The 12,522-nt window shown below is 65.5% G+C and carries 13 protein-coding genes; 3 read left to right on the top strand and 10 right to left on the bottom strand.

Annotated elements, in window-relative coordinates:
* Positions 1-14 precede the first annotated feature (14 nt).
* From E5P2_RS15420 to E5P2_RS15405, 4 genes are read right to left on the bottom strand one after another with little or no spacing between them, the layout of a single operon-like run.
* Positions 15-980 (bottom strand): tripartite tricarboxylate transporter substrate binding protein, encoded by a 966-nt coding sequence (locus E5P2_RS15420; RefSeq protein WP_162568010.1) that lies wholly within the window; start codon positions 978-980, stop codon positions 15-17.
* Between the two features lie 11 nt (positions 981-991).
* On the bottom strand, positions 992-2,182 hold the full coding sequence (locus E5P2_RS15415; RefSeq protein WP_269475681.1) for a CaiB/BaiF CoA transferase family protein: 1,191 nt from the start codon (positions 2,180-2,182) through the stop codon (positions 992-994).
* Positions 2,182-3,093: an enoyl-CoA hydratase/isomerase family protein gene (locus E5P2_RS15410; RefSeq protein WP_162568008.1), complete on the bottom strand. Its 912-nt coding sequence runs from the start codon at positions 3,091-3,093 to the stop codon at positions 2,182-2,184. Before E5P2_RS15410 ends, E5P2_RS15415 begins: the two co-directional genes overlap by 1 nt.
* On the bottom strand, positions 3,090-4,289 hold the full coding sequence (locus E5P2_RS15405) for a CaiB/BaiF CoA transferase family protein (protein WP_269475680.1): 1,200 nt from the start codon (positions 4,287-4,289) through the stop codon (positions 3,090-3,092). The genes E5P2_RS15410 and E5P2_RS15405 overlap by 4 nt, the downstream gene beginning before the upstream one ends.
* A 38-nt stretch (positions 4,290-4,327) precedes the next feature.
* Here E5P2_RS15405 and E5P2_RS15400 point away from each other — a divergent pair, with 38 nt between their 5' ends.
* From E5P2_RS15400 to E5P2_RS15390, 3 genes are read left to right on the top strand one after another with little or no spacing between them, the layout of a single operon-like run.
* Positions 4,328-5,125 carry a FadR/GntR family transcriptional regulator gene (locus tag E5P2_RS15400; protein WP_162568006.1) on the top strand — a complete coding sequence of 266 codons (798 nt, stop codon included), beginning with the start codon at positions 4,328-4,330 and terminating at the stop codon, positions 5,123-5,125.
* Between the two features lie 12 nt (positions 5,126-5,137).
* Positions 5,138-5,932, top strand: a complete 795-nt coding sequence (locus E5P2_RS15395) for a CoA-transferase subunit beta (RefSeq protein WP_162568005.1) — start codon at positions 5,138-5,140, stop codon at positions 5,930-5,932.
* Positions 5,933-5,942: 10 nt separating this feature from the next.
* On the top strand, positions 5,943-6,812 hold the full coding sequence (locus tag E5P2_RS15390; RefSeq protein ID WP_162568004.1) for a CoA transferase subunit A: 870 nt from the start codon (positions 5,943-5,945) through the stop codon (positions 6,810-6,812).
* Positions 6,813-6,858: 46 nt separating this feature from the next.
* Here E5P2_RS15390 and E5P2_RS15385 read toward each other — a convergent pair whose 3' ends face one another.
* The 6 genes from E5P2_RS15385 to E5P2_RS15360 are packed head-to-tail and all read right to left on the bottom strand — an operon-like array spanning position 6,859 to position 12,505.
* Positions 6,859-7,380, bottom strand: a complete 522-nt coding sequence (locus E5P2_RS15385) for a hypothetical protein (protein ID WP_162568003.1) — start codon at positions 7,378-7,380, stop codon at positions 6,859-6,861.
* Positions 7,380-8,615 carry a phosphotransferase family protein gene (locus E5P2_RS15380; protein WP_162568002.1) on the bottom strand — a complete coding sequence of 412 codons (1,236 nt, stop codon included), beginning with the start codon at positions 8,613-8,615 and terminating at the stop codon, positions 7,380-7,382. Before E5P2_RS15380 ends, E5P2_RS15385 begins: the two co-directional genes overlap by 1 nt.
* Positions 8,612-9,598 carry a DUF7065 domain-containing protein gene (locus E5P2_RS15375; RefSeq protein ID WP_162568001.1) on the bottom strand — a complete coding sequence of 329 codons (987 nt, stop codon included), beginning with the start codon at positions 9,596-9,598 and terminating at the stop codon, positions 8,612-8,614. Before E5P2_RS15375 ends, E5P2_RS15380 begins: the two co-directional genes overlap by 4 nt.
* 33 nt (positions 9,599-9,631) lie before the next feature.
* Positions 9,632-10,747, bottom strand: a complete 1,116-nt coding sequence (locus tag E5P2_RS15370) for a Bug family tripartite tricarboxylate transporter substrate binding protein (RefSeq protein WP_162568000.1) — start codon at positions 10,745-10,747, stop codon at positions 9,632-9,634.
* A gap of 35 nt (positions 10,748-10,782) precedes the next feature.
* On the bottom strand, positions 10,783-11,628 hold the full coding sequence (locus E5P2_RS15365; RefSeq protein WP_162567999.1) for an enoyl-CoA hydratase-related protein: 846 nt from the start codon (positions 11,626-11,628) through the stop codon (positions 10,783-10,785).
* 22 nt (positions 11,629-11,650) lie between these two features.
* Positions 11,651-12,505 (bottom strand): enoyl-CoA hydratase/isomerase family protein, encoded by an 855-nt coding sequence (locus E5P2_RS15360; RefSeq protein WP_162567998.1) that lies wholly within the window; start codon positions 12,503-12,505, stop codon positions 11,651-11,653.
* Positions 12,506-12,522: the final 17 nt, after the last annotated feature.

Below are 12,522 nucleotides of genomic sequence, written 5' to 3'. Positions count from 1 at the left end.
GTTTCTTGAGCGCCTCAATCGGCCTTGATGCCTTGCAGCTTGACCAGTTCCGCCCAGCGGGCGGTGTCCTTCACGAGCAGTCGCTGGAGTTCCTCGGGCGTCGAAACCTCCACCTCGAATCCTTGTTGAGCCAACGAAGGTTCCATTTCGCGCAGGATGCCTTTGACGGCGCCATTCAAACGAGCGATCACTTCATCGGGGGTGCCGCGTGGCGCAAACATGCCATACCAGATATTGCCGTCGACATCCTTGATGCCGACCTCGGAAAGAGCGGGCACGCCGGGCAGCAGGGGGGAGCGTTTGCTGCCCGTCACCGCGAGCGCAACGAGCTTGCCGGATCGAACGTAGGGCGCAGCGACGATCGCAGTCAGGGGGGCCATGTCAATCTGCCCCGCGAGCAGATCGGTCAGCTGTTGCGCCGAGCCCCGATACGGGATGTGCATGACATAGATCTGCGTGCGCGCCTTGAACAGTTCCGCCGCCAAGTGGTTGGGCGTTCCGTCTCCGGGACTGCCGTAGCTCAATTTGCCGGGATTCCTGCGCGCCGCTTGCACGAAGTCGTCAGCACTCTTGAGTCCGGTCTGAGGATGCGTCACCAACACGAGCCGGTTCCAGCCCATGAGCGTGATGGGCGCGAGGTCCTTCGCCGCATTGAACGGGATCGACCTTTGCAGCGTGGCGCCTGTGGCCAAGGTGCTGGCGGCCACCAGCAGGGTGTTGCCGTTGGGCGCCGCTCTGACCACGGCCTCGGTGCCGATGTTGCCGGAAGCACCGGTCCGGTTTTCGACGATCACTGTTCGGCCAAGGCGCTCCGACAGTTTGGGGCTGATCAGTCGGGCGAGCAGGTCCGGCGTCGATCCGGGGGTGGTCGGCACGATGATGCGGATGGGGCCGTCCGTCGAAGTCTGGGCCCATGTGACTTGTCCCGAAGTCAGAAGGGCGGCGAGGCAGGTGGCGATCGCTTGGCGTCGTGAAAGCATGGTGGTCTCTCCTAATGTTCTGAACTGCAAATCGCGGCGCCTTTGCCCACGAGCTCGTCGAGTTGCGCCTCGCCAACTCCCAGGTCGTGGCGCAAGACACCGGCTGTGTCGGCGCCGAGGGACGAGACGGTCTCGCCGGTCGGCGGCCGCACGTTCTCGAATGCGAAGGGAAGGCGAGTTGCCAGGAAGTCGCCGGCTGGATCGTGGATGGTCCCGAAGCTGTCCCGCTCTGCGAACTGTGGATCCGTGAGCACCTCCCTCAAGTCGCGGTAGCGTGCGCATGGGACGCCGCCAGCGGTCAAGACTCGCTCGCACTCGGCGGCGTCATGCTGCAGGGTCCAGGCTTCGATGCGATCCATGAAAGCGCCCCAGTGGGCAAAGCGGGCGGCTTCGGTGGCCAGTTCGGGGTCCGCGCGCCATTCCGGATGCCCCAATACACCGCAGAGATTCACGAAATTGCGCTGGTTGATCGGGGTCACCAGGATCCAACCGTCACGAGCGCGCATGGGCCGGTAGACCGGTCGAGGCTGCCGTATCGGTTGCTGCGCATTCTGAAATTCGTAGGGCATGACGTTCAGCACGCTGTCCATCAGGTTCACGTCGATCTCGGTGCCCAGGCCCGTCGCGCGCCGATAGATCAGCGCGGTCTGGATCGACATCGCCGCGAACATCGCGGTCAACATGTCGGCCAGGGGCATGGTCGCGCTCCTGGGCTGCCCGGACGGATCGGAGCCCAGCGCAAAGTCGAAGCCGCTGGCAGCGTGCACCACGGGCCCATAGGCGGGCCGGTCGGACCAGCCCGAGGACTGGCCGAAACCGGAGATCGAGCAATAGATCAGCCTGGGATATTTGGCTCGCATCTCGGCCGAACCCAAACCGAGCCGCTGCATCACGCCCGGCCTGAAGGCCTCCACCACCACGTCGGCGCGGGCGATCATGCGCTCGGCCAGTTCGCGTGCTTCGGTCTGCTTCAGATCGAGCGCCATGAAGCGCTTGCCGGCATTGAGGTGGCCGAAGAAAGTGCTGTGCCCCTCGCGCAGCGGGGGCCGATGGCGCATGTGGTCGCCTTCCGGTGGTTCCACCTTGATGACGTCCGCCCCGAGGTCGGACAACCAACGCGTGCAGTAGGGCCCCGCGATCATCGCGGAGAAGTCGACCACGCGAACATCCGCCAGTGCCCGCGCGGCACCGCCGCCATGCATCACGCTTCACCGCCCGCATCGGAGCCCGAGCCGTCGCCACTCTCTCGAAAGCGCGACTCTCGCCCGTGGGAGGCGGCACGCACGCCGTTCTCGCGGCGTTGCTTCATGAAGTTGTATTCGTCCTGCTCGTAACGGATGTTGGTGGACAAGGCGTGCAGCACGTAGCCGTGGGTGAACTGGCTTGTCATCCCCAGTGAATCCAGCGCCACGTGCGTGGCGGCCTTGCCGATCGCGATGGCGTCGCGCGGCAGGCGGGTGATCCGGTCTGCCCATTCCTCGCCCGCCGCCTCGAGCTGGTCGTCCGGCACGACCTTGTTGACCAGCCCCATCTGCACCAGTTCCTGCGGCGGCAGCACGTCCGCGATCAGGAGCAACTCGCGCGCCTTCTTCGGACCGGCGGCCATGATGTTCCAGGCGGTCATGTAGGCGGCGCCCGCCAGGCCCGCCTTTTGTTCGGGATGGCCCATGCGAGCCGCATCGCTGGCGATCGCCAGGTCGCAGGCTTCCACGATGTGCAGGCCCGCGCCGACGCAGTATCCGCGCACCAGCGCCAGCGTCGGCTTGCTGCAATAGAGCAGTTCGCGGAATTGGTCGAGATGGCGCCGGTCGAAGTTCAGCCTGGCCCTTTGACTGGGCCGGCGACCCTTGCCGCTCGGGTCGAAGCCGTACTCGCTGCCGATCTCGGCGAGATCGTGCCCGGCACAGAAATGATCTCCGGCGCTGCGGATGACGATCACGCGGACGTCATCGTCGCGCTGCGCATCACCGAGGCAATCCATCAGCCGGTCGAAAGCGGCATAGGTCAGCGCGTTGCGCTTCTCGGGACGATTGAATGTGATGTACGCCCTGCCGTCCTTCTTCTCGTAGAGAACGGATCGTGCTACTTCGGCATCTTGATCTGTGAGTGTCATGGTTGTCGATTCGACGAAGTGGAAGAGAGTTCGGCGCGCACCCGCGCGGCATCCGCGTCGACGACCGGCGGCGCCGCGGCCGGAGCCAGCAGCGTGCCGTCGAAGCGGGCCGGATAGCGCGGCGTTCGAAGCGGCGCTCCGGCCGGTGAGGGCACTTCGTGGTAGATGCGGTTGTGCAGGACCTGCGGATCGACCAGATGCTGCTCGAGCGACATCACGGGCGCGACCGGAACATCGTGCGGTGCGAAGAACGCGATCCAATGCGCCGTCGGACGCGTCGAGAGAATCTCGTTGAGGTTGCGGTAGAAGAAATCGATCATCTCGCCGTGATCTTTCATGGCGAGCATGCGGTCCTTGAGGTCGGCGCGCCCGAGCGCCTTGAGCGTTCTCGAGAGTTGCCCGCCGTTGACTGGCGTGACGATCAGATGGCCGTCGGCCGTGCGCACCACTGGATTGAACGGCGTTTTCCAGGGCGTCTCGTCGCCGACGAAGGTGCGGTGCTGCGCCATGTCGCTGAAGTTGAAGTAGGCCGCCACGTCCAGCATGGGCAGCGAGACATGGCTGCCGCGACCTGTGCGCTGCCGCTGCACCAGCGCCGCCAGCACAGATTGCGCGCCGAAAGCCGCCACCACCTTGTCGACGACCCAGTACGCGGCCACGGCTGGCGCTCCCTCGGTGCCCTGCAGGTGGGCCATGCCGGTGTAGCCCTGGATCAGCGAGTCATAGGCGGGTGCGTGCGCCAGCGGACCGCTGTCGCCGAAGCCGGTGATCGACAAGTGCACGAGCCTCGGATTCACGGTATCGAGCACCGCGTTTCCGATACCGAGCGATGCGGCCACGTGCGGGCGCCAGTTCTCGACCAGCACGTCGGCGTCTGCCAGCAGGCACTTCAGCGTTTCCAGTCCAGCCTGCTGCTTGAGATCGAGGACGATGCTGCGCTTGCCGCGATTGCAACTGGACCAGAGGGCGCTCCAGCCGTTGACCTTGTGCCCGAAGCCGCGAAACCCGTCGCCGCCGGGAGGCTCCACCTTGATCACCGCGGCGCCGAGATCGGCCAGGGTCGTCGCCGTCAGCGGACCGGTCATGTAGCTGCTGAGGTCGACCACGCGAATGCCGGCCAGGGGCCCGGCAACTTGTGGGTCCTGCGCCGCGACCGGAAGTGGAGATTGCGAAATAGAAGTTAATGGGTCATCCATAGATGTATTATGAGTGACCCATTCAAACGAAGTCAACGATGCTCACTCGTTCACCCCTGTCGATATCGTCGACGGCCGAAGTCGCGCCACCGCGCTTCCTGGCGTCGCGCGTGAAGGCTGGCTTCAGCCCGGTTGCCGGCAGTCAACCGGCAACCGAAATCATCGAGCAGGTTCGATCGAGACTTCGGTTGCAGGAACTCAGGGCCGGCGATCGCTTGCCGACCGAGCGCGAGTTGTCGGCGCAGTTCGGCGTCAGTCGCAATTCGGTGCGGCAGGCGCTGCGCTCGATGCAGGAACAGGGCCTGCTCGAGATCCGCAAGGGGCCGAGCGGCGGAGCCGTCATCCGCGACCATGGGGCCGGCTCGGTCGCGACAGTGCTCTCGGATCTCTTCGCACTCGGCACCATCCGGCCGCAGGACCTGACCGAGATGCGGGTGCTGGTCGGCACGGAGGTCGTGAGGCTGGCTTGCGCGCGGGCCAGCGAGGCCGAGTTCGATCGCCTCGAAGCCAACGTGGCGGCTGCCGAAGAAGCCGTGCGCGAGAACGATCTCGCGCGGCGTACCGAATTGAACCTGGAGTTCCACAAGCTGTTGGCGCGCATGACCGGCAACGCATTGCTGGTGGCCGTGGCCGACGCCGTGGTCGGCATCACGGGCCAATTCGTCAGCGCCATTGAACGCACGCCGAACCGCTATGTGATGCCGTTTCGGCGCCGGCTGTTGCGTCAGCTTCGAGCGCGCGACGCGGCCGCCGCGACCGACGAGATGCGGCGCCACCTCCAGCGCCAGGAAGTGCTTTATCTCAAGGCGCATGCACGCATGCAGAAATCCCGTTGAACAGAGCGTCCCATGAACGAACAACCGACATTCAGCAGTGCCGAACTCTCGGCGATCGTGCTCGCGCGTGATCTCGCCGATGGTGAAAAAGCCATCATCGGTACCAATTCGGACATCCAGGTAGCGGCCTGCAATCTGGCTCGCGCGCGACACGCGCCGTCCCTGTGGTGGGTCTCCGGCCCTGGCGGCATGGTCAATCCGGTGCACGACCGGCTGCTGCCGACTGCCGGCTACGCGAACATCCAGGCGGCCGAGGCGTTGTTCGATCTGCCCGACATGATCGACTTCATCGACTGGAAGGTGCATTTCTTCGACTTCGCCATCCTCAGCGTGCTGCAGGTCGATCGCCACGGCAACATCAACACGGCAGTTGTCGGTGCACAGAACCGGCCGCGCCTGCGCGGCCCGGGCACGGTGGGCATCAGTGCGCTGTGCGGACTCTCGCGTCGTTTCTACGTCGTCACGCAACGGCACGATCGCCATACCTTCGTGCCGAAAGTGGACTTCATCTGCGGGGCAGGCTATCTGGACGGCGGCGAATCACGCCGTCAGGCAGGGCTGCCGCCGGGCGGCCCGCGCCTGGTCGTGTCGCCGCTCGGCATATTCGACTTCGAACCGGTGAGCAAGGCCATGCGCGTGCGTTCGCTGCATCAAGGGGTTTCGCTCGAGCAGGTGCAACGCAACACCGGCTTCGAAATCCTGTGCGAGGGTTCGCCGGCCACGACCGAGGCCCCGTCGCCGGATGAACTGTCGGTGCTGCGGCTGAAGGTGGATCGCAGCGGGCTGCTGCGCAATGGGCAGCGTTGAGGAGGAAGACATGCAAAGCAAACTCATTTCACTGGAAGAAGCCGTGGCCTTCGTGACGCCCGGCAGCAGCCTCGGCCTGGGCGGATGGATCTTCAACAGCCAACCCATGCCACTGGTTCGTGCCCTCGTGCGACGAGGAACGGGCGATCTGATGCTGGTGCCCGCGCCAGGTTCGATCGCACCGGATCTGCTGATCGGCGCAGGTGCGGTGCGAAGCACCTTTTGCGTCTTCATCAGCTTCGAGCAACATGGTCTTGCACCGCAGTTCCGCAAGGCGGCCGAAGCCGGCGAGCTGGAAGTCATCGATATCGACGGTCCGGGATTCGCCGGCGGGCTTCGCGCCAGCATGGGCGATCTTCCCTGGATGCCGATTCCGGATCTGGGCACCGATCTGCCGCGACACGCGCCCCAGCAATATCGCCCGCTTCCCACCGGGCCGGGCGAGCGACGCCTGCTTGCCACGATGGCGATCCGTCCCGACGTGTGCTTTCTGCATGCCCAGCAGTCGGACGAACTTGGCAACGTTCAGTTCCTCGGCTCACCTTTCTTCGACGTCATGCTGGCCCAGGCCTCGCGGCGCGTGGTGGTGACCGTGGACCGCATCGTGTCCACCGAGACAGTGCGTCGCGCGAATCACCTGACCAAGCTGCCGTCGGTGTTGGTCGATGCGGTCGTGCACGTGCCGTTCGGCGCACATCCGACCGCTTCACATGGCCTGTACCAGGCGGACGAAGCGCATCTGCGTGAATACGTCAAAGCCAGCGCCAGCGCGCAGGACTTTGAGCGTTATCTGCAGTGCCACGTCCACGCGGGCGGCCATGACGACTATCTGGCCCGGCTGAACGGGGCCACGCTCGCGACGCTGCTGCAATCGGAGTAGCCGCTACGCGTCCCCTCGGAGTCGTTGTCGAAGAATTCGAACGACTCTATCCGAGAGTCTCGGAAAGCGGCAAGACCTCGTGAGAATCCGCGTCCAGGCCGAGCGGCAGGTACCAGGCGCGTTCGAACGCGATGCGCGTCTTGCTCGCGTGGAGCACGCGGGCTTCGATGTCCTGGCGCGCCGACGCAGCCATTTGCGGCGCTGCCCGCACTGCTTGCGCCACGGCCGCGGCCAGGGCAACCGTGGCGTTGCGAAGTGTCGGCGGCGGCGCGTTGCCTTCCGCCAAGGTCTTCTCGCCGCGTTCCAGTGCAGTGCCGAGCGCCGCGGAGCATGGCACGGCGCACGCAGAGGTGACCGCCAGCACCTGCCTGGCCAAGTCCATGTGATGACGCAATTCGAACAGCTCCCGCTCATGCAAGTGATCCAGCCGTTGAAGCACGAACTCGAGATAGTCGATCGTGAGCCGCAGCTGGTCGCGCGCCTGGGCGTGCGTTGGATCGACAGCGGGTGCGACGACATCGGCGAGCGCCCGCACGGCCGCGCGCAAGCCGACATGGGTGTGATCCATCAGAGGTTTCCTTCCAGCAGTTCGCAAAGCTCATGGGCGCCGATCGGCGCGATGGCCTTCAGGCGCGCGAGCAGGATGTCCTGGTGGGATTTGCCCAGCTTTGCGACCCGGTACATGGTGGCCATGGTGGTCGTGATCACCTGGAAGCAGTTGAGCACCCGGTACCAGCGCAGGCGCCGTGGATCCACGCTGAGGCCGGACGCCTTCTCGTAGCGTTCATAGAACGCCTCCAGTGGAATCAGGCCGCAGACCAGGTAGGTCTTGCCGTCTTCCGCGAGGTGGCCCTTTTCGCGCTGCGTCATCCACGCGAGATCGCGGTGGCGATCTCCGAGATGGCCTCGCTCCCAGTCCAGCCATGCCGTGATGTTGCCGCGCGCCTCGTCGAACAGGAAGTTGCCGCTGCGAAAGTCGCCGTGCACGACGCTCGTGCGGTCGAGCACCGGCAGGTTGCGTTCGAGCCAGTTGGCCGCGACGTCCATCAGGGGATAGTCCTCCCCGCGGTCTTCTTCCCAGACGCGCCGTGCGCGGTTCAACTGCCAGCGGGCTGCTTCCTCGGAACCGACCGATGGCTGTTCCATGCTTTCGAAATGCATGCTGCCCAGGTCGGCGGTGTGGATGATCGCCAGGTCGCGCAGGAACTGCGGCGCGAGCAACTCGCGCAGGCGCGGGCCGAAGTTGGTTCCGAGGCCCACGACCTGGCCGGCGCTCGTGCTCCTGGGCTTCGCCACGCCGGAGACGAAGGTGTAGATGATGGCCGGTTCCGGAAACCACTGTGCCTCGCGATCGATCCAGAACACCTTCGGCACGGCCAACCGGTCCTGGAACGCGTCCAGCAACTCCGCTTCGCGCACACGGCTGGTGGTGTTGGAGGCTTCGGAGGGATCCATCCGGATGACGAGATGGTCGCTGCAGGCGCCTCGTCCCGGGGCCTCCCAATCCAGCATGAACGAGACCTGCACCTTGGAGGCGCCACCCGTCAGCCATTTCGGATCGCGCACCGTGAAGCTGCCCTGGATCCGATCCGAGAGCATGGCGTGAAGCCACTTCGTCATCTGCGCCAGGCTGACCTGCTGATACGGAGGGCCACTGCGCCGCCGCATCTTGCGCGTCAACAGCGTGTCGGTCTCGGGCTCGGTCGGGAAGCGCTGGCGCATGTCGGCGATGAACGCTTCGCTGGGGTCGTCGCGGATATCCAGGCTCGCAGCGGTCGCTGCACCGTGATTTGTGGTGATCATGCGTCGACCCCTGCCAGTCGTTCCGCCAGATAGCTCAGACCGAAGAGCTTGCCGTGACCGCCATGGCCGATGAGCTTGCCGTATTGGTAGCGCATCAGCGACACGAAAGCGGCGATCGAAGGGTTGAGCGATCCCATCGGTCGGGTGCCGATCGTCGCGCCGAAGAACTCATGGGTGCGCCCGCGCGCGTCCGTGACGACGATGCGGTCGCTGATCGCGAGCATGTCGACCGTCGTGGCTTCGACCTGCGCCGCCACGATGGGCGTCACGACGCCGTGTTCGACGAGAAATCCGGAGTTCAGCCGCTCGTAGCGCACATGGCCGGAGGGAGTCACGTCGAGGGTCATGGTCAGCCACATGGCCATGGCGTCGCCGCAGTTCACGGAGATGTACGAGGTGGCGCGGTTCGGTGTCTCGTTGCGCGGGCCCCAGCTGCGGTCCATGCCTTCGTAGCAATCGACTTGATACTGGCGCCCGCGCAGCGTCAGGGTGCCGGTGATGCGGCCCTTGAGATCGAAATGGCCGTGCGACCATGCATCGCCGATGCGCGGGTCCGCGGCATGCGCGGCCTGCTGTTCGACCATCGGATTCTCCCGTGGGTCGGTCGGATCGAAGGGATGGTGCAGCCCTTGCAGATGCAGGTCGAAGCTGCAGGCGCCGAGCTTGTGCTCGTAGCGGAAGTGCCAGTCGGTCAGCGATCTGGCCTCCACCGCCAACCCGTTGGCCAACGAGAAGCTCGCATAGGACGACGGGCAGGGGAGATGGATCTGCGGATCGCAGAAGTCCACCTCGTGCGGCCGGCGGCGCATGCCACGCGCGACGACGACGGACGACATCGCCACCCCCAGGTTCGGGCGCGCGAGCACATAGCATGTGCCGTGCAGCGCCGCCTCGGGAACGTTGAATGCGAGGTAGGTGGTTTCGGTCCAGATCCGGTCGGCAGGGTCACGCGGATGGAACTCGGTATCGGAGGCTTGAATCATGAGGCGACGTCCATGGGGGCAACCCGCTGCGGGTCAGGGAGAGGACTTGCTCTGTTCCACGAGGGAGAGCATCCTGCGCGCGGCTTCGGCGTTCTGGCGCAGAGAGGCCGTGAATTGCGCCGGCGATTGCAGCTCGGGGATGATGCCCAGCGTCTGCATGCTCTTCTGGGCTTCTTCCGTGTCGAACACCTTGGCCACGGTGGCATAGAGAGCGGCGATCTTCTCGGGGGCGACGCCGGCGGGCACGAGGAATCCATACCACACGCTCGCTTCCTGAGGCGAGCCGAGGACTTCGGTCAGGGTGGGCGCATCGGGAAAGCGCTTGAGCCGCTCTCGGGATCCGACCGCCAGAACACGCAGGAGTCCGTGCTGGATCAGTTGATCGGCCGCGGGAAGCGACACGAGGCTGGTCAGGATCTGGCCGCCAATCACGTCCGTGAGGGCCTGGGTCGACGACTTGTATGGCACCTCGGTCAATCGGAGTCCGGTCGCGGACTTCACGGTTTCCGTGTACAGCTGTCCGGGCGATCCATTCCCCGTCGAGGCGTAGGTCGCCTTGTCAGGGTGGGCCTTGATGTATTCGCGCAGCTGCACGAAGCTCTTCACCGGCGAATCCGCCGCGATGATCATGACGAGCGGAACGCTGCCCACCCGCGCCACGGGAGCGAAGGCCGTCAGCACGTCGTAGGGCGGCGGCTTCTGGCTCAGCGGCGCGACCATGAACGGCGGATTGGCATTGGCCATGAGCGTGTAGCCGTCCGCCGGCGCGCGTGCAGCAGCCTGCGTGCCGATGATGCCGGTCGCTCCTTCGCGGTTCTCCACCACCACCGGACGCTTCAGCGGGCCTTCCATGCCATGGGCGAAGCTGCGCGCGAGCAGATCCACGCCGCTGCCGGCGCTATAGGGCACGAGCATGCGCAGGTTGCGCGAGGGAAAGTTTTCTGCCTGGCTGTTCGCCTGTGCGGACAGCAGAGTGCCGGCAAGGGCCACGAGGATTGTTCTCAGCACGATGGACACGGCAGTCACCTCTGTTCGCAGGTAGGTTGAGAAATGGATGATCCAAGTTCCGAAATTTGGGTCACCCAATGAATGATCTACAAAGATTCGGATCCAGTCAATGGGGAAAGCAGCGAGCCGATGCGCCAGCACCGAGCAGCGCTTGCCGCGCTCCGCTCGGCCTCGGCTCAAGGCCCGAGGTCGGACAGCGCCGCGAAGAAGGGCGCCCGCTTTTCCTGTGCCGCAGCCACGCCCTCCCTGAAATCGGGGTGCTTCAGGAATTTGCCGGTAAGGGCCTTCGCGTTCTCCACCGCGTGCCCGGGGTCATGGTCCAACTGCTCGGCGTAGAGCTGCCGCTTGGCGGCCTTCACTGCGATGGGTGAGACGCCATGGGCCATCTCCGTCGCGACAGCCAGCACGCGCGCCTCGAAGGCCTCGGCGGGAAACACCGCGTTGAGGAAGCCCATCGCCAGCATCTCCTCGGCCACGAAGACGCGCCCGGTCAGCAGCACTTCGGCCGCGCGCGTGAGGCCGACGATGCGCGGCAGCACCCACGAGAGTCCGTATTCGGACGGCAGTCCGAGGCGCGGCGTGGAGCTCGTGAACTTCGCGCCCGCGGCCGCATAGCGCAGGTCGCAGAAGGCCGTCAGCGCCAGCGCGATGCCGGCGCAGGCGCCATTGACCGCCGCGATCACGGGCTTCGACAGGCCCCAGTGCCAGACCAGTTCGTGATCGAACTCCGGGCGCACGCCATGGCCGGGCCGCGCCATGTCCTCGTGCCGCGAACTCTCCACATAGTCCTTGTCCGATTCCCGATGGTGGTCTAGCGCCTTGAAGTCCGCGCCGACGCAGAACTGCCGGCCGGCGCCCGTGACCACGATGACGCGCACGTCCGGGTTGTCCTCGAGCGATTGCATCAACCATCGGTACTCGGCATTCATGCGATTCGTCCACGAGTTGCCGCGATCCGGACGGGCGAGACGCACGATGCCGACGTGGTTCTCGATGCGCAGTTCAGTGACGTGCAGATCCATGGTGCTTGCTCCCGGCGGAAGGTCAGTCGGCGAAGCGCTTGTCGCGGTTCTTGAAGGTGGTGGTGGTTCCCTCCTGCCGGCGTTCGCGCAGGAAGTTGAACTCGTCGCTCTCGAAGCGCAGGTTGGTGCCGAGCGTGTGTCCCACATAGCCGCGGGCGAACTGCTGGCTGCCGCCCAGGCTGTCGAGTGCCATCTGGTGCATGGCCTTGCCGGTGACGAGCGCGTCGCGCGCGTGCTTGCTGATCTTCTGCGCCCACGCCTCGACGGTCGATTCGAGCTCGCCGGGCGCGACGGCGCGGTTCACCAGCCCCACGCGTTCGGCTTCGCGCCCGTCGAACGCGTCACCCAGCAGCATCAGCTCGCGCGCCTTCTTGGCGCCGTACATCAGGATCTGGCTGTTCAGGTGCCAGGTGTTGCCCGCCAGGCCGAGGCGCTGTTCGGCATGGCTGAACGTGGCGTCGTCGGCGGCGATGGCCAGATCGACCAGTTCCACCAGGTACATGCCCACGCCCGTGCAATGCCCGTGCACCTGTGCGATCACCGGTTTGAGCGAATTCTGGAAGGCCATGTAGTTCATGCCCAGCCTGCGGTCGCGCAACAGCCGCGAGCGCTGGCTCGGACGGCGCGGCTTCGCGCCGCTGCCGTCGTCTTCGAGGCCATAGGAACGGATGGCGTCGTTGTAGTCGTGGCCCGCGCAGAACGAGGGGCCGTTGCCCTTGAGGACGATGACCTTGACGTCGTCGTCTTCCTCCGCCTCGTGCAAGGCGGCGACGAGCAGGTCGAGATCCGCGAAGCGCAGCGCGTTGTGCTTGTCGGGCCGGTTGAGGATGAGGCGGGCGACGGAACCCTGCTTCTCGGTGATGACGGCGTCTTGCATTCGATGCTCCAGGTTGG

It is taken from the genome of Variovorax sp. SRS16 (assembly GCF_901827165.1).
Taxonomy (GTDB): Bacteria; Pseudomonadota; Gammaproteobacteria; order Burkholderiales; family Burkholderiaceae_C; genus Variovorax.
Note: the sequence above shows the minus strand (reverse complement) of the source record. Positions and strands in the feature narration are given on the sequence as shown.